Origin of the sequence: Streptomyces sp. NBC_00448, assembly GCF_036014115.1 — a bacterium.
GTDB lineage: Bacteria > Actinomycetota > Actinomycetes > Streptomycetales > Streptomycetaceae > Actinacidiphila.
This window is the reverse complement of record NZ_CP107913.1, coordinates 4,913,186-4,932,662: the sequence shown is the minus strand read 5'-3', so window position 1 is coordinate 4,932,662 and position 19,477 is coordinate 4,913,186. Positions and strand designations below refer to the sequence as shown.

14 protein-coding genes and 2 pseudogenes are annotated in these 19,477 nt (G+C 73.0%); 4 read left to right on the top strand and 12 right to left on the bottom strand.

Annotation, left to right across the window (positions count from 1 at the left end; all coding sequences use genetic code 11):
- Positions 1-60 precede the first annotated feature (60 nt).
- The gene (cydD, locus tag OG370_RS20990) at positions 61-3,573 is read left to right on the top strand and encodes a thiol reductant ABC exporter subunit CydD (protein WP_328466505.1); all 3,513 of its coding nucleotides are present in this window, start codon (positions 61-63) and stop codon (positions 3,571-3,573) included.
- A gap of 48 nt (positions 3,574-3,621) precedes the next feature.
- Here the strand turns inward: cydD and OG370_RS20985 are convergent, their stop codons facing one another.
- The gene (locus OG370_RS20985) at positions 3,622-4,479 is read right to left on the bottom strand and encodes a Cof-type HAD-IIB family hydrolase (protein ID WP_328474285.1); all 858 of its coding nucleotides are present in this window, start codon (positions 4,477-4,479) and stop codon (positions 3,622-3,624) included.
- 408 nt (positions 4,480-4,887) lie between these two features.
- On the bottom strand, positions 4,888-5,472 hold the full coding sequence (locus tag OG370_RS20980; protein ID WP_328466503.1) for a DUF6344 domain-containing protein: 585 nt from the start codon (positions 5,470-5,472) through the stop codon (positions 4,888-4,890).
- Between the two features lie 293 nt (positions 5,473-5,765).
- Between OG370_RS20980 and OG370_RS20975 the strand changes: the two are divergent.
- Positions 5,766-5,971, top strand: a pseudogene (locus OG370_RS20975) (LLM class flavin-dependent oxidoreductase); the annotation flags it as partial.
- Positions 5,972-6,014: 43 nt separating this feature from the next.
- Here OG370_RS20975 and OG370_RS20970 read toward each other — a convergent pair.
- From OG370_RS20970 to OG370_RS20955, 4 genes are read right to left on the bottom strand one after another with little or no spacing between them, the layout of a single operon-like run.
- Positions 6,015-7,268 carry a TIGR02679 family protein gene (locus tag OG370_RS20970; protein WP_328466501.1) on the bottom strand — a complete coding sequence of 418 codons (1,254 nt, stop codon included), beginning with the start codon at positions 7,266-7,268 and terminating at the stop codon, positions 6,015-6,017.
- 4 nt (positions 7,269-7,272) lie between these two features.
- Positions 7,273-11,403 carry a TIGR02680 family protein gene (locus OG370_RS20965; RefSeq protein ID WP_328466499.1) on the bottom strand — a complete coding sequence of 1,377 codons (4,131 nt, stop codon included), beginning with the start codon at positions 11,401-11,403 and terminating at the stop codon, positions 7,273-7,275.
- Positions 11,400-12,671 (bottom strand): TIGR02678 family protein, encoded by a 1,272-nt coding sequence (locus OG370_RS20960; RefSeq protein WP_328466497.1) that lies wholly within the window; start codon positions 12,669-12,671, stop codon positions 11,400-11,402. The genes OG370_RS20965 and OG370_RS20960 overlap by 4 nt, the downstream gene beginning before the upstream one ends.
- On the bottom strand, positions 12,664-14,268 hold the full coding sequence (locus tag OG370_RS20955; protein ID WP_328466495.1) for a TIGR02677 family protein: 1,605 nt from the start codon (positions 14,266-14,268) through the stop codon (positions 12,664-12,666). Before OG370_RS20955 ends, OG370_RS20960 begins: the two co-directional genes overlap by 8 nt.
- A gap of 157 nt (positions 14,269-14,425) precedes the next feature.
- Between OG370_RS20955 and OG370_RS20950 the strand changes: the two are divergent.
- Positions 14,426-14,665: pseudogene (locus OG370_RS20950) on the top strand (LLM class flavin-dependent oxidoreductase); the annotation flags it as partial.
- 51 nt (positions 14,666-14,716) lie between these two features.
- Here the strand turns inward: OG370_RS20950 and OG370_RS20945 are convergent.
- The 4 genes from OG370_RS20945 to OG370_RS20930 are packed head-to-tail and all read right to left on the bottom strand — an operon-like array spanning position 14,717 to position 16,341.
- Positions 14,717-15,118 (bottom strand): DNA-binding protein, encoded by a 402-nt coding sequence (locus OG370_RS20945; protein ID WP_328466493.1) that lies wholly within the window; start codon positions 15,116-15,118, stop codon positions 14,717-14,719.
- Positions 15,115-15,363 (bottom strand): hypothetical protein, encoded by a 249-nt coding sequence (locus OG370_RS20940; RefSeq protein ID WP_328466491.1) that lies wholly within the window; start codon positions 15,361-15,363, stop codon positions 15,115-15,117. Before OG370_RS20940 ends, OG370_RS20945 begins: the two co-directional genes overlap by 4 nt.
- Complete coding sequence (locus OG370_RS20935) at positions 15,315-15,983, bottom strand: hypothetical protein (protein WP_328466489.1); 669 nt, start codon at positions 15,981-15,983, stop codon at positions 15,315-15,317. The genes OG370_RS20940 and OG370_RS20935 overlap by 49 nt, the downstream gene beginning before the upstream one ends.
- Positions 15,984-16,017: 34 nt before the next feature.
- Positions 16,018-16,341, bottom strand: a complete 324-nt coding sequence (locus tag OG370_RS20930; protein ID WP_328466487.1) for a hypothetical protein — start codon at positions 16,339-16,341, stop codon at positions 16,018-16,020.
- A gap of 115 nt (positions 16,342-16,456) precedes the next feature.
- On the opposite strand from OG370_RS20930, the gene OG370_RS20925 reads away from it, so the two are divergent.
- Positions 16,457-17,353: an LLM class flavin-dependent oxidoreductase gene (locus OG370_RS20925; protein ID WP_328466485.1), complete on the top strand. Its 897-nt coding sequence runs from the start codon at positions 16,457-16,459 to the stop codon at positions 17,351-17,353.
- A 97-nt stretch (positions 17,354-17,450) separates the two neighbouring features.
- Here OG370_RS20925 and OG370_RS20920 read toward each other — a convergent pair whose 3' ends face one another.
- Together OG370_RS20920 and OG370_RS20915 are read right to left on the bottom strand one after the other, a co-directional pair.
- The gene (locus OG370_RS20920) at positions 17,451-18,509 is read right to left on the bottom strand and encodes a MerR family transcriptional regulator (protein WP_328466483.1); all 1,059 of its coding nucleotides are present in this window, start codon (positions 18,507-18,509) and stop codon (positions 17,451-17,453) included.
- 33 nt (positions 18,510-18,542) lie between these two features.
- Entirely contained in the window at positions 18,543-19,460 is a 918-nt protein-coding gene (locus OG370_RS20915) for a metal-dependent hydrolase (RefSeq protein WP_328466481.1), read from the bottom strand.
- Between the last annotated feature and the right edge of the window lie 17 nt (positions 19,461-19,477).

The following is a 19,477-nucleotide window of genomic DNA, read 5'->3' as shown; positions in this document are numbered from 1 at the left end:
CCGCCAGGTCAAGCCCCCTCTGCTCATGTTCCACGTGAAACACGAAAGGGGATGTTCCACGTGAAACCGATCGATCCCCGACTGCTGCGGTATGCGCGGACCACTCGGATCTTCCTCGCCGGCTCGGTGCTGCTGGGCCTGGCGGGGGCCGGACTGATGGTCGCCCAAGCGGTGCTGATCGCCGACGTGGTGGTCGGCGGCTTCCAGCAGGGCCGCGGGGTGGGTGCGTTGCGCGGCGACCTGATCGCGCTGGCCGCGGTGGCGGTGGGGCGGGCGCTGGTGGCCTGGCTCACCGAACTGTGCGCGCACCGGGCCGGCGCGGCGGTCAAGTCGCAGCTACGGCAGCGGCTGCTCGCTCATGCCACCGCGCTCGGCCCGAACTGGCTGACCGGGCAGCGCGGTGGCGAGCTGACCACGCTCGCCACCCGCGGGGTGGACGCACTCGACGACTACTTCTCCCGCTATCTGCCGCAACTCGGGCTCGCCGCGGTCGTGCCGCTGGTGGTGCTGGCCCGGATCGCCACCGCGGACTGGATCTCCGCGGTCACTATCGTGGTGACGCTGCCGCTGGTGCCGCTGTTCATGGCGCTGGTCGGGTGGGCGACCCGGGACCGGATGGATCGCCAGTGGCGGCTGCTTGCGCGGCTGTCCGGGCACTTCCTCGACGTGGTCGCCGGACTGCCCACGCTGAAGGTCTTCGGCCGGGCCAAGGCGCAGGCCGACAACATCCGGAAGATCACCGACGACTACCGGCGGGCCACCCTGCGAACCCTGCGGATCGCCTTCCTCTCGTCCTTCGTGCTGGAACTGCTCGCCACCATCTCGGTCGCGCTGGTCGCCGTCGGCATCGGCATGCGGCTGGTGCACGGCGAACTCGACCTGCGCACCGGGCTGCTGGTCCTGGTGCTCGCTCCGGAGGCGTATCTGCCGCTGCGGCAGGTGGGTGCTCAGTACCACGCGGCGGCAGAGGGGCTGTCGGCGGCGGAGGAGGTCTTCGAGGTGCTGGAGACCGGGCTCCCGGGCGCGTCGGCCACGGATACCGGCCGGGTGCCCGCGCCGGACCTGCGGAAGGCCACGGTCCTCGTCGAGGGCGTCGAGGTGGCGCGGGACGGGCGGTTGGCCCGGACCACGCTGGAACTCGCGCCCGGCCGGACGGTCGCGGTCACCGGGCCGAGCGGCGTGGGCAAGTCCACGCTGCTGCGGGCCCTGCTCAGCTTCGTCCAGCCGTCCACCGGGCGCATCCTCGTGGACGGGATCGACCTCGCCGACATCGACCGCGCCTCCTGGCACCGGCAGATCGCCTGGGTGCCGCAGCGGCCGCACCTGTTCGCCGGGACCGTCGCGGAGAACGTGCGGCTGGCCCGTCCCGACGCGAGCGAGTCGCAGGTACGGTCCGCACTGGCCGCTGCCGGGGTGGCCGGGTTCGCCGCTCCCGACGACGTCATCGGGGAGGACGGCGCGGGACTGTCGGCCGGCCAGCGGCAACGGCTCGCCCTGGCCCGCGCCTTTCTCGCCGACCGGCCCCTGCTGCTGCTCGACGAGCCCACCGCCAACCTGGACGGAGACACCGAGGCGGAGGTCGTCGCCGCCCTGCGCGAACTGTCTGCCACCCGCACGGTCCTGCTCATCGCGCACCGCCCCGCTCTGCTGCCGCTGGCCGACCAGGTCCAGTTCCTCGCCGCGGCGGGACCTGCGCAGTCCGCGCTTCGCACGGTCTCCGAGCCGGCCCAGGCGCCGTCCTCGTCCGAGCCGTCGCAGGCCGTGGCACCGGCTGAGCCGGCCGCGGCACCCTTCGACGATCCGGCCCCCGGCAGGCGCCTTCGGGGCATCGGCACTTTCGTCGAGGCCCGCGAGACCCGCGGGTTCCGGGTCCGGTTCGCGGGTGCCTGCGCGCTCGGGGTGCTCGCCCTCGGCTGCGCGGTCGGCCTGATCGGCACCTCGGGCTGGCTGATCAGCCGCGCCGCCCAGCAGCCGCCCGTGCTCTACCTGATGGTCGCCGTCACCGCGACCCGTACCTTCGGCATCGGTCGCGCCGCCTTCCGGTACGGGGAGCGGCTGGTCGGCCACGACGCGGTCTTCCGTGCGCTCGGCGGCGTACGGGTGGCCGTCTTCCGCAGGCTGGAGCGGCTGGCGCCCGCCGGGCTCGGCCGCACCGGTCGTGGCGACCTGCTCTCGAGGCTGGTCGCCGACGTGGACGGCGTCCAGGACCACTACCTGCGTTGGCTGCTGCCCGCCGTGACCGCGGCGGTGACCGGGATCGGTGCGGCCGCCTTCACCGGGTGGCTGCTGCCCGCGGCCGGTGCCGTGCTCGGCGCGGGACTGCTCGTCGCGGGCGTGGCCGTGCCCGCGCTGTCCGTGGCGGTGGCCCGCCGAACCGAGGACCGGCTCGCGCCCGCCAGGGGCGAGCTGTCCGCCCGGGTGCTCGGGCTGTTCACCGGCACCGCCGAGCTGACCGTGTCGGGCGCCCTGCCCGGGCGGCGCGCACGGGCCGCCGACGCCGACCTGACGCTGCGCCGGATCACGGCCCGCTCGGCCGCCGCCACCGCGCTCGGCGCAGGACTCACCGCACTGGTCACCGGCCTTACGGTCACCGGATGCGCCTGGGTGGGCGTGCGGGCGGTCGCCGCGCACCAGCTGCACGGCGTCGTGCTCGCCGTACTCGTGCTGCTCCCGCTCGCCGCCTTCGAGGCCGTCGCCGGGCTGCCGTCGGCCGCCCAGCAGCGGCAGCGCAGCCACAGGGCGGCACAGCGTGTACGGGACGTGCTGGACGCGCCCGTGCCCGTACAGGAGCCCGAGCGGCCGCGGAAGATCCCTGAGACGCCGTATCCGCTGGTGCTGAGCGGGCTGACCGCTCGTCACCCCGGACAGGAGCGGCCCGCGCTGGACGGCGTCGACCTGACGTTGACGCCAGGCCGCCGGATCGCGGTCGTCGGGCCGTCGGGCGCGGGCAAGACCACGCTGGCGCACGTACTGCTGCGGTTCCTCGACGCGGAGCGGGGTTCGTACACGCTGGCCGGCGAGGACGCCGCGGCGCTCGACGGCGACGAGGTGCGGCGGCTGGTCGGTCTGTGCGCGCAGGACGCGCATGTGTTCGCCAGCACCGTGCGGGAGAACCTGCGGCTGGCCAGGCCCGGCGCACCCGACGGCGAGTTGCGGGAGGCGCTGGCCGCGGCACGGCTCGAACTCGACCTGGACGCGGAGGTCGGTGAGCACGGCGCCCGGCTGTCCGGGGGCATGCGGCAGCGGCTCGCGCTGGCCCGCGCGCTGCTGGCCGACTTCCCCGTCCTCGTCCTCGACGAACCCGCGGAGCACCTGGACCTGCCCACCGCGGACGCCCTCACCGCCGATCTGCTGGCGGCCACCCGCGGCCGTACGACCGTACTGATCACCCACCGCCTGGCCGGGCTCGCGGACGGCGCCGTGGACGAGGTCGTGGTGCTGTCCGGCGGGCGCGTCGTGCAGCGCGGCGGGTACGACGAACTGGCCGCTGTCGAAGGGCCGTTCCGCCGCACCCTGGAACGGGAGCGGAGCACGGAGACGGCCCGTGGCTCCCGGGAGCCGGTGGGGGTCTGACGCCGGGGCTGCGTGGGCCGGGCTGTCCGGGCGATTCGGGCCGTCCGGTCAGCGCAGGTCGCGGCGCGGGAGGACGTCGGGGTCGTGTTCGAGAGCAGCGCGTTCGGCGCGCTCGGCGCGGGCGGCGAGGACGCGTTCGATGACGCGGGCCACACCGTCGTCGTCGTTGGACTCGGTGCGGTACGTGGTGGTCGCCAGCACCTGCGGATGGGCGTTGGCGACGGCGTAGGACGTGCCGGCCCAGCTCAGCATCGCCAGGTCGTTCGGCATGTCACCGAAGGCGACCACCTCGGCGGCGGTCACCCCGCGTTCGGCGCAGCACTTGGCCAAGGTGGTGGCCTTGCTGACGCCCGTGCCGCTGATCTCCAGCAGCGCGGACTCGCTGGAGCGGGTGACCTCGCCGTGCCCGCCTGCCACCGTGAGCGCGAGGGCGAGGAACTCGTCCGGGTCGAGGGAAGGGTGCTTGGCCAGCAGTTTCAGCAGCGGCTGGGCGCGGTCGGCGGCCAGGAGTTCCTCGATGCCCGCGCGGGGCACGGAACTGTCGGCTTCGATCGCCGGATAGTCGGGCTCACGCCGGAAGCCGAAGGTGCGCTCGACCGCGAAGGTCGTACCAGGGACCGCCGCACGCAGCGCGTGCGCGATCGCCAGCGCGTCGTCCTCGGGCAGCGGGAACGCCTCGATCAGCGTGCCGGCCCGCAGGTCGTAGACCGCGGCACCGTTCGCGACGATGGCCATACCGTGCCCGGCGAGGTGCTGGGCGACCACGCCCATCCAGCGCAGGGGGCGGCCGGTGACGAAGAAGACCTCGACGCCTGCGTCCTCGGCGGCGGCCAGGGCGGCGGTCGTCCGCTGCGAGATCGTCTTGTCGTCCCGCAGCAGCGTGCCGTCCAGATCGGTGGCGATCAGCCGCGGTCCGGGGTCGGTGAAGGTCTTTTCGTAAGTCTGTTGGTGGTGCTGTTGGTGGTGCTCGTACCTGTCGTGCTCGTCGTGCCGGCTCTGTCGGCCGGGTCCGTCGTGCCTGTCGTCCTGCTCATCCTGCTGGTTCTGCTGGTGGTTCTCGGGCCCGGTCCTGGGGTCCGTGTGGGCCTCGGGCCGGTGGCGGGCGTCGGAAGACTCGGCTGGCTCGGTGGCTGGGGTCACTGCCCCATCCTTCCGCACCGCAACCTTGTCCCGCTCGGTGGTGCGCAGATCCGCTCAGCGGAGCCGCTGGTTCAAGCCGTGGCCGGTGTCGGTCGAGGGGTCAACCGCGTTGCCACGAAGGGGTTTTGCTGGTGAATCGAGTCGAACGCGTTCATCGGGTGAAACGGCGCTGGATCAGGCGGCGCGGGTGAAGAGCTCGCGGGTGGCCTGCGCGGCGCCGGACCGGCTCGGGGCGTTCTCGCGGTGCGGCTGGGCGCCGAGGTCGGTGGAGGTGGTCGAACCGGTCGACGCGGCGGCGGCAGCGGGTGCGCCGGCCGCGGCGGCGAGGGCGCCGAGGTCACCGAACTCGTCCAGCCCGTCGGCGGTGCGCAGGCTGCGGGCGCTGGGCGAGGTGCCGTGTGCTTCGGCGCCGATGCGCTGCTTCATGGTGGGCGGCAGCGTCCGCCCCCGGCTCCTGCGCACCAGGCGCGACTCGGCCGCACGCGGCGCGGGGATGCGGGCGCCCGCTCCTCGGCGCTTCGGCGGCGCCGGCGGGCCGACCGGGGCCGGCACCGTACTTGTCGGGGCGCCCGCCGCCACCTCCGCTCGTGTCCCCACCGCGGCCCGCGCGGTGTTCTCGACGGTGGCGGCGGTGATGTCGGCGGCGACAGCCTGCCGACGGGCCGCGGTGCGGTCCGGAGTGGCGAATCCCAACGCGGCGATGCACTTGAGCAGCACGCTGAGCAGCGCGCCCCAGAACGTCTTGATGTCGGCAGCCATCGACCTCTCGCTTCCTGTTCTCGTCATGCGGTGAACTGACTAATCCGATGATGCGGAAACGAGCACACAATGCGTGGAGCCGCACCTCGGGTTCGGCGATATTCACATCAACGCCACCCGGATGGTGCAATCACGGCATTTCGGACCGAGGCCCGGGAGGCGGGCGCCCTGCCCGCACAGCCCTTGTCCCAGGCCGCCGACGACGGCCCCGACCAGGTTTTTCGGCGAGCCCGACACGACGTTCACCCGCCCGGCACACCGGCACGGAAGATCCGGGCCCGGACCTTCGCCGGTTGCTCACCGGCGGCGCCGTATCCCCCGCCCGCGGGGAACTGGGGTTCCACGCGGCCTACACCTATGACCACCTGTCGTGGCGGGGACGTTCCGGGACGGGCCCTGGTACGGGGCCGTGCCCACCTTGACGGCCGCGGCCGGGGCGGCGTCGACGATCCGGCTCGGCACGATGGTGACCTCGGTCAAGCCGCGCTCATGCATCACGGGCTGACCTGGGTGGACGCCGCTTGACCGTGGTCGAGCTGCCCTTACGGCGAGCAGAGGTCGGCGATGAGGTCGGCGATGAGGTGCTCCTCCTCGACACGGACGCGGTGGTGCCCGAGAGCCTCGCCGAGGGCCGGGTCCCAAGGAGTCGGTACAGGCGATCCGGTGCTGAGGGAGGTTCCCAGGCCCCGTTCGACGGCTGCCAGATAGGAGGGGGCGTCGTAGCGCCACGGTGTGGCGTCGAAGAGGCGCAGAAGGCTGCTGGCGATGCGGACTCCGCCCCAGTCGAAGTCGCTGTGGAAGGCCAGGCGGCAGCCCCTGTCGAGAAGGTGTCGCAGCAGGCCGCGCGCGGCAGCGGAGAGGGTGCCCTCCGTGCAGATCAGCGGGGGGCAGCCGGGGCCGAGTTCGTCAGCTGCCGCAGCGAGCACCGCCGGGTTCTCGCAGACCCGCACCAGACGGTCGTGGAGTCCCAGGTCGGGAACCCGGCGGGCCGTCTGGCGCAGCGTCAGGACCGCAGGTTCCCCTTCGTCGCGAGCAGCTGCGAGCATCCGGCCGACGGCGCCGTTGCCGGAACCGGGCAGGCCCAGGGTGAGGACACGTGAGGAGAGTTCGTCCCGCGCCACTCCGACAGCGGCCCATGCGGCTCGTCGGCCGTCGGCGCCTGCGGTCGCCTCCGCGGGCAGTTCAGCGAGGTGCCGTACGGCGGACAGCACGAGCGTGGTGAGCGGTCGCCCCTCGTCCAGCGCATGCGCGTCGCCGACGGTGCGGGCGGCCAGCACCGGGAGGGCGAGGCCGTCGGCGGGGAGCCGGATGAGTACCCGTACGGCGTCGGCGGCCAGGCGCCGCGCGGTGGCGGGGTCGCCGCCGGAGAGCCGCTTGAGGAGACCGCTCGAGGCCACCACGGCCGGCCAGGGTGCCAGGGCCGGCCGGTCCGTGACGGTGGGCTGGTCCAGCTCCTCCAGTGCCTGCCGCCAGGAGGCGGCGAGCGCGGTTTCCTGCGCCCGTTTGTCCGCGACCGGCCCGGTGAGCGCGACGACCGCCGCTGCCAGACCGTCCGGGCTGGCGAGGGATTCGCGCAGGACGCGGTCGACCTCCGCCAGAGGCACGGTCAGGGAGGCGCCCGACCGCAGCCGGCGGCCCAGCAGCGATTCGGCCGCGCGGCGCTGCTCGGGGGTCGCGGGCCTGAGCGTGGCCGAGGTGTCCAGCGGATGTCCGGCGGCCAGGCGGTTTCGGACGCGCTGTACCAGCCACGTGGTCTCCGGGCCGCCGAGCAGGCGCCGCAGGCGAGGAAGGTCCACGGCCTCAGAGTTCTCCCCGGCGCGGACCCGGCACCTCCGGAGCGGCAGCCTCGGCCTTCGCGCCGGTGACCCGGGTGCGCCGCATGCCGTCCCATTCCCAGCGGGTGACGAGGACGGCGGCGATCTCGTCCACCCGGGACAGCTGGGCGATGGCCAGGCCGGGGACCTGCGGGTAGCAGCCCCATTCGCGTTCGGACGTCATCACCACGTCCAGGTCGAACGCGGCCAGGAGGCCGAGGGACTTGGCCCGGGAGTCGTCGTCCACACCGGCGAACGCCTCGTCGAGCGTGACCAGACGAGGGGCGTGCGGGTTGCCCGCCGACGCGTAGTGCGAGGAGGCGGCGGCGAACAGCGGCAAGGAGACGGACAGCACCCGCTCGCCTCCCGACGCCGGCCCCGTGGCCGACTGCCACTTTCCGTGCTGGTGGCGTTCGATGCCGAACTCGTGCCAGGCGCGGTAGTCGAGCGCGGCGGTGAGGTGCTCCAGCCAGGTACCCGCGGGGTTCTCGGTACGTGCGCGTTCGATCTGGGCCTGGAGGAACTCGCCGAGCGCGGCGCGGTCGGCGGCCGTCCAGGCGTCCGACGACTGGCGCAGCAGACGGTCGCGGGCGGCCGGCAGTCCTCCGGGGGCGTTGCGGGCCGGCCGCCAGACGAGGCGCAGCCGCATGCCGGTGCTTGTCGGGCGGTCCCTGAGCTCCTCGTTCATCCGCAGCACCTGCTGCTCGGCGGCGCTGACCAGCTCCTGGAGGGTGCCGGCGACCTCGGTGATCAGGTGGTTCTCCAGGATCTCCTGCTCACGGGCGGACAGCAGTTGGCTGCGGTCCTCGACCTCGGTGGCCAGGGCTGCGGCCAGTTCGGGGACGGAACGCTCGCGCCCCTGGAAGACGACGTCCACGACGAGGCCGTCCTCCAGCATCCGAGCCGCGGCCGAGTGGCCGTGGCGGGAGAGGGCGTCGGAGAGGTCCTTGAGTTCCTCGGTGATCTTGCGTTGCACCTGGTCCCAGGCCGGGTCGGAGTCGTCCACGGCTTCCAGTTCGCGCTCCACGGCGCGGGCGAGTCGGACCGCGGGGTCGGGGGCCCAGGAGTCGGAGGCGATCTCCAGGTCGGGCAACGCGACGGCGAGCAGGCCGGTCGCGGCGAAGCGGCGGAGCGTGTCGACGGCCTCGGCCCGTGTCCGTACCGTCTCCTCGATCTCGGTACGCACACGGGCGCGCAGGGTGTCGGCCGCCGCCTGGCGACGCGTGGCGTCGTCATGATCCCGGCGGGTGGCGCGCTCGGCCTCGTCGCAGTCCCCCAGCGCGGCGGCCACCGCGTCGAGCCGGCGCTGCAAGTCGGCCACGGCCGCTCCGACCGTCGCGGTCAGGGTCTCGTGGCGCTCCTGGGCGGCGACGGCCTCACGGGCGGCCGCGCGGGAGCGTTCGGCCAGCTCCTCGGCATGCTCGGCGGCCCGAACGTGGTCGGCTTCCTCGGCGGCGAGGGCCGCGCGCGCGGAACGGGCTTCCCGTACCGCCGGCCACAGCGCGGCGAGGCTCTCGCGGTAGCCGGCAACAGCGTCCCGCAGTTCGCGCAGGGCGCCGAGGCCGCTCGGGAGGGCCAGCTCCTCGGCGAGTGAGCGCAGTTCGCCCGCCGCCCGTTCCGCCTCGGCAGCCGCTTCTTCCGCCGCCTGACCGGTCTCCTCACGCCGCTGGGCGGCCCGGGCGTACTCGCGTTGGGCGGCGGTCACGGCGGCATGCCCGTCGCGCAGGCCGGAGTCGTCGGGCAGCCGGTGCTGCTCGTCGGCGAGGGTTCGCAGCTGCGTCTCCAGAATCTCGCCGCGGGCCACGAGTTCGGCGAGCCGTTCCTCGACCTGTGCCGTTTCCGCCGCGATGCCAGCGATCCTGGTCCGCCGCGCCTGCTCGCGGGCGCCTTCGCCCAGGTACTCCGCGGCGGGCTTGGACCAGGCGCCGGTGAGGGCACCGAGGCGGAAGCGGCCGTCGGGCCCGAGCCATGTGCCGGAGTCGGGAAGCGGGTCGTCCGGGCCCACCAGGCCGATTCCGGCCAAGAGCCGGACGATGAGGTCGTCGGTGAGTTCGGCCGCGGCCGTGTCCGCCCTGTCCACCGCGGGGCGCAGCAGTCCGGCCAGCGAAGGACCGTCCACCGGCGCCCCCGCGGTCGCGAGGGTGTCACCCTTGCCGGCGTGAACCACTGCCCCGTCCGGGCCGACCCAGGCGTCGAGCAGGCCGGACGCCTCCAGCGCCGCCTCAAGCCCGGCCCGTCGGCCCGCGGTCAGGGAGTCGTCGGCGAAGTCCACCAGCCGCCACAGCGGCGCGCCCGGACACTCCCGCCGGGCATCGGCGGATCGGGTGTGCGGAGGGAGCGGGCCGCGCTGGCCGCCCGCCCTCAGCTCGGCCAGCTCCGCCCGCAGCCGGTCGCGGTGCTCGCCCGCCCGCTGCCGCTCGGTCTCCAGCTCGGCCAGCCGCCGTGCCGTCTCCGCGCCGACCGCCGCAGCTGTCTGGTGGGCCGCCACCCGTGCGGGGTCGGCGCCGGACAGCGTCTCGACCCACCGAGCCAGTTCGTCGAGCACGCCTTCGATGTGCGGCGGACGCAGCAGGGAGCATGCGGTGAAGTGCGCGCGGACCGCCGCCAGGTACTCCTGGCCCGCCCCGATCGCCCCTTCCTCGGCCTCGGCCCGCAGGTCGGCACGCCGGGCCAGCTCGCCGTCCGCGTCCTCCAGCCGCCGCCGAGCGCGGTCCAGGCCCTGCCACGCCTCCTGCGCGACGGCCGCCTCCTTCTCGACCAGTGCGATCGACCGCAGCCGGCGGTCCGTGAACTCGTTCGCGGCGTGCCGCGCGGTCTCCGGCTCCCCTCCCTGGGAAACGTCGGACACCACCCGGTCGGCGTGCTCACGCCCCAGCCCGGCGACCGCCGCCGCCTCACCCGTACCGTCGAGGGACATCCGCGAGGTCCGGTCGGCCGTGTCGGCACGGGAGCGGGCCGCGCCGAGCCGGCCGGCGACCCTGGCCAGTTCGCTCTCCGCCCGTAGGCCGTCGGCCTCGGCGCGCTCCGCGTCCCGCGCGGTACGCCGGGCCGCCTCGGCGGCACGCTCCAACTCACGGGCACTGCGCATCTCGGGACCTGCCCGCAGCGCCTCGTCCTGGGCCCGCAGGCCGATGCGCCGGTGCTCCAGCTCCTCCGCCCGGGCGTCGGCCTCGGCGAGCTGGACACCTGCCGCCGCGAACTTCTGCTCGGCGGTGTTGAGTTCGGCGCGCTGCGCCTCGTAGCGGGAGTGCTGGGTCCGCGGCGCACGGGCCTTGCGGCGCGCGGCGACCCGCGCGTACCGGCGGTAGTGCTGGAGGAAGGCGGCCGCGGCGCGCTCGGCGGCCGCCATGACCGCGAGCTGATCCTTCTCCTCGTCCAGGGAGCGGAACGCCTCAGCGACGTCCGCGACCACCGCCTGGTCCATCGGCGGCAGCGACTCGGTGAGCGCCTGGGAGAGCGCCTTCGCGCTGGGCCGCTTGGACAGCTGCGGCTGGCGCAGCTGGATCAGCAGGTCCACCAGGGCCGCGTACCGCTGCTCGCCCAGCCCGAACAGCGCCTCGTCCACCGCCCGGCGGTAGGAGCGTGCCGAGTCGTACACCAGCCCTCGGCCGTCCAGCGCGTCGGCCAGCCGCTCACGGCCTATCGCGGCGCCCGTGGAGTCCAGCAACCGCAGCTCCGCGCCGACCCGCTGGTCCGTCACGAAGAACCAGTGCCGGGCGATGCCACGTCCTGCCACGGCTTTCATACCGCAGCCGAGGGTGGTGTAACGGGCGGTACCGTCCTCGTCCATGCGGCCGAACTCGACCCAGGTGTAGCCGAGCCGCTCGGGGTGCGGGTGCTCGCCGCCGAGCAGGAGGTTCCACTCCATGCGCTTCTTCGGATCGGCGTCGGGCTCCACCCTGTGCGAGGCCATGTCGCCGTCCAGCAGGAACGGCAGAGTCAGGGCGAGCACCTTGGACTTGCCCGTGCCGTTGTTCCCCCGCATCAGCAGGCGGCCGTCCCGGAAGTGGAACTCCTCCACGTCGTAGTAGAAGAGGTCGACCAGGCCGATCCGTTGCGGCTGCCAGCGGGAGCAGGCGGGGGCGGGCAGCGGTGTCCCGACCGTCGAGCTCGTCACGTCCTCGCGCCTTTCGCGTTCTTTTTCTCCGGCTTCGTGCTCTTCGCGGGCGTCTGCCGCCTCTTTCGGGGTGCGCTCTGCCCCGGCTCCAGGAGGACCGTCTCACCGACCCGGTAGCGGTCGAGCGCCGGGCGGCCCCGGACCGCGCCCGCACTGTCCTCGCTCACCAGGCCCAACGCGGTGAGCCGGGCCACCGCCTGCTCGACCAGTTCGACCTCGGCGCCCGGAACGCCCGCGCTGCGCCGCCAGAACCCGGCGTGCTCCAGCGCCCAGCCGGTCACCAGGAGGTACAGCTCATGCCGTGCCACGGTGCCGCCCCGGCCCGCGAGGTGCTCGGCGATCAGCAGGGCGACATGGCCGTCTGTGCCCTGCTCGGGCATCCGCAGGTCGGTGAGGTCGTCGTCGGGGTCCACCATGGCGACGCCCTCCGCCCGCACCTCCGCCACCAGCCCGGTCAGTTCGCTGATCCTGCGGGTGAGGGCGCCCCGCTGGGTGGTCAGGTACGTACGCTCGGCGTCGGACAGCTCGTCCGCGTACAGCACCGGATCGTCCAGCAGCCGCCGGGTCAGGGTGTGCCGCAGCGCCCGGTTGCGCAGCTCGTCGCTGTCCGGCAGCACCTCGGCGCCCAGTTCGGCGAGACGCTCCTCGAAGTCCGCCGCGCGCACGGTGCTCGGACCGCGCCGGGAGACCAGCAGACCGGCCAGCACCCGGCGGTCCACGTCGTAGAGGGCGTCGCCGGCCGACTTGAGGAACGCCTCCTCGTCACCGGCGACCTTGGCCAGCACGCCCCAGTCCAGCAGCAGCCGGACCGCCGCCACCAGGTCGGTGCGCTGCTCCCGGTCGGTCAGGGTGAAGGCGACGCCCGCCTCGTCCAGCGCGGGATCGGCCGCCGCCAAGACCACCTGCTCCGCCAGCCGCCCGAGCGCGATCTGGTGCTCCGCGCGCTCCAGCGCCGCAAGGCACAGGCAGACCAGCACGTAGCGGCGCCGGGAGAAGGGCAGCCCGGTGCGCTGGTCCCGCGCCGGGTGGGTGGGGTCGGTGTCCCTGCCCGGTTCGCGGCGCAGCCGGGCCACCTCCGCGTCCACCAGCAGCGCCCAGCCGGTGTTGCGCTCGAACCACGTGCGCAGTTCGGCGGCGTGCTGCCGGACCGACCTGAACTCCTCGCTGCCGGCCCGCAGCAGCGGGCGGTGCAGGAGCGCCCGCGCGCCCCGCCGGATCTCCTCGGCCCGTTGCGCGGCGAGCGCGTCGCCCAACCGGTCGTCACTCATGCCCGGCACCGACCGTCTGCGGCTTTGCCGTGAGGTCCACGACCTCCACGTAGTGCTCGGGTCCCCGGAGGACGCCGTCGCAGGTGCGGATCTCGGCCGTCCCCTCGCCGGGCGCTCTCGTCAGCCTGATCTCCATCGTCCCGTCGTTGGTCGTGGCCGACACCGTCTGCCTGTCGGGCCGCCACCCCGCCAGGGCGTCGCCGAGCAGCAGCAGGAACAGCCGGAAGGCGTCCCTGTCCAGCTCACCGAGTTCGCTGAGCCGTACTGTTCCCCGGGTGGCCAGCCGGGCCCTGGCCGCCGCCGTCTGCTCGGCCTGCTTGTTCGCCAGTTCCGCCAGGTACGCCTTGGCCTGCGACCGGTCCTGTACGGCCCTGGCCCGGCCGCGCCGCTCGTACGAACCGGTACGGCGCAGGTGCGGGCTGATCCGCACGCCCGGCGCGTCGTACCAGGTCGTAGCGGACGGCACGGGCTCCGACTCCTGTGCGGCCAGCGAGTCCTGGTCGATCGTCAAGTGCCGTGCGGAGTACAGGCCGAAGGCGGAACGCCACAGCCGGTGCCGTGCCGCGTCATCAGGGGCCTCGGCGAACCAGCGTGCCAGCTCGCGGAAGTCGGCCGAGCGGTCCGAGCGCCCGGCCCGCCGCTCGTTCAGCGCCCTCACCACCGAGAGCAGCTGCGGGATCGCCTGGCGCGCGGCCGCCCGCAGCAGCTTCGCCTGGGAGTTGCGGCCCGGGACGCTGACGAACCACGCCCGCAACCCCTCCCAGCGTCCCTGCCAGCGGATCTCGGCGGCGGCCAGGGCCTCGGCGGCGAGGTCCGGGGCCGCGTCGGACGCGTCGCGTTCGGCGGCCAGCCGAAGCAACGGCTCGACCGGGCCGTCCGGCGGCCCGCCCAGTTCCCCCAGCAGGCCGGCGATCTCGGCGCCCCGGGTGACCAGGTCCTCGATGAACCGCTCCAGGTACTTGATGAGCCGCTGCTTGTAGGCGAGGAAAACCTCCACCTCGGCTTCGTGCAGATCAACCGTCCGCTGGAGCGAGCTCATGAACGCCCGCGCGTTCTCGGCCAGCCCGGCGAAGCGGTCGACCAGGGCCAGCAGGGAGAGGTGGACCAGAGTCGGGTCCTTCTCTGCGCGTTCGGCCATCACCAGCAGCGCCCGCAGCTGCACCGTGATGTCGGCGAGCGCCACCGCCTGCAACTCACCGCGACGCCCCAGCGCCTCGTCGTAGGCGGCCAGCGCCTCTTCGGCGGCCTCACCCTCGCGGGTGAGCTGGTAGATGTGCCGGGCCCGGTAGAAGTCCTCCAGCGCCGTCACGCGGCTGGTGTCCGGGTCGGCCCGCAGGTTGCCCCATCTGGCGAGCCGTTCCAGCGCCGTCGCCACCGCGTCCAGCGAAGGACGCTCCTCCGCAGCCAGCCCCAGGTGCACGTCCTCCGGGCGCAGATGAACGGAGAACTCCTGCTTGGCCCGTACGAAGGCCCCCATCATCTGCCGGTAGAGGGCGCAGTTCTCGGTGGTGAGGTGCGCGAACGGCTGGTAGCGCCCGCCCTCCTCACCGGCACCGGTGGCCGGCGGATTCGCGTGCGGACGGTCGGTGCTGCTCACGCCCACCATTGTGCAGGGCCCGGGCGCCCTCCGGCCCACTCCGCCGAACGGCTGACACCACTGCCGCCGTCCACGTATCCTCGCCGACCGGCGCAGCCCCCTACGTCGGTGACGACGGCACTGACGTCGCCGTCCGACCCGCCGCATCGTCAATGGCATGCGACTGAACACCATGACCCTGCCGATCCACCGCTGGCACGAGCAGTGCCGGGAGGGGCGGCGGCAGGCGGAGGAGCTGGGGTTCCACGCGGCCTACACCTACGACCACCTGTCATGGCGGACCTACCGGGACAAGCCGTGGTTCGGCGTGCTCCCGACGCTGACCGCTGCCGCAGCGGTGACCTTCCGTATCCGGTTGGGCACCCTCGTGACCTCGGTCAAGAGACGTTCACCTATCGTGGGCTGACATGTGAAAACGCGCCTGATCTCATCCTGGCGCGCCCGAACGTCACACTTCTACGAGCCGGATGCGGTTGACGCACAGCTTGGCCATGTCGTCGACGTCGGATGTGAGCATCGCGACCGGCCCCGGTTGTCGGAGTGCCAGTTCAGCGACGGTGGCATCGATCGCGTACTTGTGGCCGTGCAGACCGGCTTCCTTGAGCAGTTTGACCGCGCTCCTGGCTGCGTGCTCGGTCACCGCTTCCACTTTGACCTGGGAGAGGACCCAGCTCAGACGGGCGGTGTTCACTCGTGCGTGCGCGACTTCGATGATGGTGTTGGCGCAGACCACGAGGTCGGCTCCCATCGCATGGAAGGAACGGATCATCGCCAGGGTGCTCCGCTCCTGCGAGATCCAGGTGGACAGTCCTTGAGAGTCCAGTACGACGGTCTCAAGGCGCAGGTTCACGCGGCGCTCGCCGAGTCCTCGTGCCCGGTTGTGCCGAAGATTCTGGCCTGGGCGGCGGCCATCTCCTCATCGGTGAAAGCGCCGTTCTCTTCCTCGTAGCGTCGCAGTTCCTCGCCGAGCAACTGGTGCCTGATCTGGCGGGCCACCGCCTCGGCGACGTACCCGGAGAGGTTGTCCGTCAGCCTCTTCAGCTCGGTCACCTGCTTGGTGGGAAGGGTGACGGTGATACGGGTCGTCTCAGCCATACGGTCAGCATACTGCGGTATGCGCCCGCTGTCCTTCGGTGCCTCTCGCGGAAGACGAGGTCGGGCCGGCTGGTGGTCAGATCGAGGGCCGCTGCGGCGATCTCCGGCGCGGCGGTGCGAGGATAGGAGGACATCACGCCGGAGATGATCCACGCGTCGGGCACCGTTGCCAGGGCTACCACTCGGGCGCCGAGGAAGCTTCCTTTCGCGACCCCGCGGAAAGCCGACCGCCCGGCGTTGGTGTACGTCCGGTACTCGAGGTCGTCCAGCAGGTTGAGCAGGATCAGGCAGTCGCCGTCCTTGCCCCGTACTTCGAAGAGCCCCTCCACAGGGTCACGCCAGGCGAGAATCATCTGCCGGTCGGCATCGGTGAGGGTCGTTCGGCGGGCGGCGAAGCGGTCGGCGACCGTATTGCCGTCCGGAAGGCGGTACTGAAGAAGGAAGCGATCGATGACGTTGATCGCGGTCGCCTCGTCCAACGCGCCTTCGGGGCCGGCGGCTTCCGTCAAGAGCGGGTCGAGGAACCGCTCGAAGGAGCGGCCCTCCCCGAACGCTACGAGGTCTTCCTTCAGTTCGGCGCTACGCCGTAGGGCCTGTGCGAGATCTGTGGCCGTGCTCATGTCGTACTCCGACGCGCTTCGGCCCTTGCCCGGGTCACTTCGTCAGCAACCGGAACCAGCGCCGGTACGCCTCGATCCAGTGCGCCCCGTCCGGGGGCGGTTCCGGCAGGGGCAGTTCAGCCAAGCCGATGTCCTGCTGAAACCCCTCCCGGACGCAACGGGCAACCATGCGGGAGTCGTTCGTGAGGTAGATCTTGACCACGGTCACCTCGACGCCCAGGACGGTCGTGGCGAACGGAACGGCCAGGTGTTCATCGACGACCGCCAGGAATCCGTTGACCGCCTCGATCTCGTCGTACGTGTCGACGGTCGCTTCCTCGATCAGCCCGTCCAGTTCGGCGGCGCTCCTTGTACTCATCCGTGCCAGGTTGGCGACCCGGCACGCTCGGTCGTCCCGCTTCCACGAGACTGCCGGCACGACGCAGCCATGTTTCGCCACTGGTGTGCAGTCCGGTGCTCGTAAGGTCGTCCTCATGCGACTGAGTACCGTGATCTTGCCGATCTACCGTTGGGCCGAGGGTCGGAAGGTGTGGCAAGGGGCCGAGGAACTCGGCTTCCACGCCGCCTACACCTACGACCACCTGTCATGGCGGGTGCCGTTCCGCGACGGGCCGTGGTTCGGGGCGATCCCGACGCTGACCGCGGCGGCGGGGGCGACCGACACCATCCGGCTCGGCACGATGGTGACCTCGCCGAACTTCCGGCATCCGGTGACGCTCGCGAAGGAGCTGATGACGCTCGACGACGTCAGCGACGGGCGGGTGACGTTGGGGATCGGGTCCGGCGGGACCGGGTTCGACGCGCTGGTGCTGGGGCGGGAGGAGTGGTCGCCGCGCGAACGGGCGGACCGGTTCGCAGAGTTCGTGGAACTGCTCGACCGGCTGCTCACCCAGGGCGACATCACCTTCGGGGGCAGCTACTACTCCGCCGTCGAGGCGCGGAACATCCCCGGCTGCGTGCAGACGCCGCGGCTGCCGTTCGCGGTGGCGGCCACCGGGCCGCGGGGCATGCGGCTGGCTGCGAAGTACGGCCAGGCGTGGGTGACCACGGGTGACCCGGCGCTTTACGAGACGGGGACGCCGGAGGAGTCGCTGGCGGCGATCCGCGGCCAGATCGAGCGGCTCGGCTCGGCGCTGCGGGACGCCGCCCGTGAGCCGGCCGGCGTGCCCAAGGTGCTGCTGACCGGCTTCACTCCGGACCGGGCCGCTCCGTTCAGCTCGCTGGACGCGTTCGTGGACTTCGCCGGGCGGCACGCCGAGGCCGGGATCGACGAGATCGTCGTGCACTGGCCGATCCCGGACTCCGACTTCGGCTACGACCACGCGATCTTCGAGCAGATCGCGATCGAGGCACCGGGTCAGCTCGGCTGAGCCGCCCGCCGCGAGCGCCGGCCGGGCCGCCGCCACCGCGGCACGTGGCGGCCCGACGTCGTGCCGTGGAGCCCGGGACGGCGCCGCGTCGCTCGCGTCATGGAGCGGCGGGGCGGTCGGCCAGCGCGTCCATCCGGCGGGCGGCCACCTCGCGGTCGGCGGCGGCAGCGACGAACGCCGGGACCCGGTCGGCCCCCACCAGTTCCCGTACGGCGGCGACGGTGGGCGCGGGCAGCGGTACGAGTACGGACGGGGGCGACGGGGGCGTGGACGAGGGTGCCGCCGAAGGCACGGTGCCGGCGGAGGGCGCGGGCGCGGTGGCCTCGGGCGGGGCGCCTTCCGCGCTGCTCCGGTGCCCCGCTTCCGCCCCGGACCCGGGCGGCTCCTGCTCGGCCGGCGGCGTGAACGCGGCCGCGTCCCCCAGATGGCGCCGGATGTGCTCGGTGGCCCGCAACCGCATCGCTCGGGCCAGCTCGGCGTCGACGGTCTGCTGGGCGAGCGGGCGCAGCCGCCGGATGAGGTCGGCGGCCTCGGCGGCCTCCTCGTCGGTCGGCGGGTGCTGGAGGAAGCGCTGGAAGACGTACTCCGTGGTGAACTCCAGGAACCGCTCCGAGATGTGTTCGACATGGCCGCGCACCTCGCGCAGATGCCCGGTGATCGCGGCCAGCGGCACCCCGGCACGGTGCAGTTCGGCCGCGACGGCCAGCTCGCTGGGGCTCGGCGCCAGGAACTCGTCGTCGTGTCCGGGCACCGCCTCCAGGACGCCCAGCCGCAGAGCCTCCTCGACCGCTGTCAGGTCCATCACGCCGCCGAACGCGTCGGTCAGCTCGGCCAGCGCTGTCCGGGCCGGTGCCTCGTCGGACCACGGCCGGTCCACCTCGCCGACCAGTCCGAGTACGCCGCCGAGGCCAGTGCCCGCGTCCCAGGCGGCGAGCAACTCCTTGATGCTCGCCAGCGTGTAGCCGCGCTCCAGCAGGTCGGCGATCTGCCGCAGCCGGGCCAGATGGGTGTCGTCGTAGACATTGGCCCTGCCCTGCCGCTCGGGTTTGGGCAGCAGGCCGCGGTCGGTGTACGCCCGGATCGTGCGGACCGTGGTGCCACTGAGGTGGGACAGGTCCTCGATCCGGTAGGCGCGCTGCTCTTCCGCGGTGGTCACGGACTTGCTCCTCGCTGGTCTGCTGTACGGGGGTCAGGAGGCGACGGCCGGCCCTTCCGCCGCCCCGCCGCCGGCGGACGTCCTGGGCTGGACGGCCTGCGCGGCGGGGGACACCGCCAGGTACTCCACCGCTTTGCGCAACGATCCCTCCTGCGACGGATGGTACGACCGCCGCAGGTAGCGGGGCATGGCCCCGTGCAGCGAGGCCCACGAGGGGACCAGGCCGCGGCGGGCGGCCGCGCGGTGGTCCTTGAAGCGGTAGCGGCCCCGGTCCAGCTGCGGGTCGTGGCGCAGCAGATAGCGGGCACCGGCCACCCACAGGTAGAACAGCGTGGGCCAGGCCAGCGCCATGCCCTCGGCGCGCCGCAGGTAGCGCACCGCGCCCTTGCCGCCCGCGTGCTGGTACATGTCGAAGGCGACCGACCGGTGTTCGACCTCCTCGGCGCCGTGCCAGCGCAGCAGGTCGAGCATCACCTCGTCGCTGTCCGCGCCGTCCAGCGCGTCCGCGTCCAGAATCCAGTCGCCGAGCACCGCGGTGAAGTGCTCGATCGCGGCTATCAGCGACAGCCGGAAGCGCAGCCACTCGCGGCGCGGCACCGGCAGGCCCCACGGCGGGCGCTCGCCCAGCATCACGTCGAACATCCACTCCACATGGCGGGTGTACGCCTCAGTGTCGAGTCGCTGCTCGGCCAGGTGCTCCAGCACATACGCGTGCTGGACGCTGTGGGTGGCCTCCTGGCCCATGAAGCCCTTCACGTCCTTGAGCAACCGCTCGTCCGTGACCAGGGGCAGCGCTTCCTTGAACACCTTCACGAACCACCGCTCGCCCGCGGGCAGCAGCAGATGCAGCACGTTGATGACGTGGGTCGCCGTCGGCTCGCCCGGAATCCAGTGCAGCGGGGTCTGCTTCCAGTCGAACGTGACCCGACGGGGCTTGATCGCGTGGCTCACGGGTGTGGCCTCCTTAC